This is a genomic window from Streptomyces flaveolus (genome assembly GCF_000716535.1).
Classification (GTDB): Bacteria; Actinomycetota; Actinomycetes; order Streptomycetales; family Streptomycetaceae; genus Streptomyces; species Streptomyces flaveolus_A.
On record NZ_JNWV01000176.1, the window covers coordinates 1 to 316 of the forward strand.

The following is a 316-nucleotide window of genomic DNA, read 5'->3' on the forward strand; positions in this document are numbered from 1 at the left end:
CCGGTTGTCGGCGGCGGACGTGGACGTGGTGGAGGCGCACGGTACGGGTACGACGCTGGGTGATCCGATCGAGGCGCAGGCGCTGCTGGCCACCTACGGGCAGGAGCGCTCCTCGGGCGGCCCGCTGTGGTTGGGGTCGGTGAAGTCCAACATCGGGCACACGCAGGCCGCGGCCGGTGTGGCCGGTGTCATCAAGATGGTCATGGCGATGCGCGAAGGGGTCCTCCCGAAGACCCTGCACGTGGACCGGCCGTCCACGAAGGTCGACTGGGACGCCGGACAGGTGCGCCTGCTGACGGAGGAACAGCCCTGGCCC

At 70.6% G+C, this 316-nt stretch carries 1 pseudogene; it reads left to right on the forward strand.

What is annotated here, in order from left to right:
* A pseudogene (locus tag OO52_RS45720) lies at window positions 1-316 on the forward strand (polyketide synthase); the annotation flags it as partial.